At 72.8% G+C, this 364-nt stretch carries 1 protein-coding gene; it reads right to left on the reverse strand.

What is annotated here, in order from left to right:
- A partial coding sequence (locus R5H29_RS01515) for an LptF/LptG family permease (RefSeq protein WP_332328629.1) occupies positions 1 to 364 on the reverse strand: 364 nt, incomplete at both ends.

The raw sequence follows: 364 nt of genomic DNA on the forward strand, positions 1-364 counted from the left end.
CGCCCCGGCCGCGCCCTGCGGGTCCGCCTGACGCAGCCAGAGCTGGCCGCCGGTGAGCTTGAGCGGCCCCCCCGTCTTGCGGATGAACTGATTGTCCAGCGCCTCCGCGCGCGCGAACATGACCGAGGAGAGCGGCGAGACGGCGACCGTCGCCAGGCCGCCGAACAGCAGCGCCACCGCCACGGGCGCGGCCAGGAACTGCCAGGCGGAAATGCCCGCGGCCCGCGCCACGATCAGCTCGGAGGAGCGGGTGAGCCGCCAGAACGCCACGATGCCGCCCAGCAGCACGGCGAAGGGCAGGATCTGCAGCGCGTAGTAGGGCAGGCGCAGCAGCGAGATGCTGGTGCAGAGCGTGAAGGTCACG

The organism is Stenotrophomonas sp. A3_2, assembly GCF_036624925.1.
Lineage (GTDB): Bacteria > Pseudomonadota > Gammaproteobacteria > Xanthomonadales > Xanthomonadaceae > Stenotrophomonas > Stenotrophomonas hibiscicola.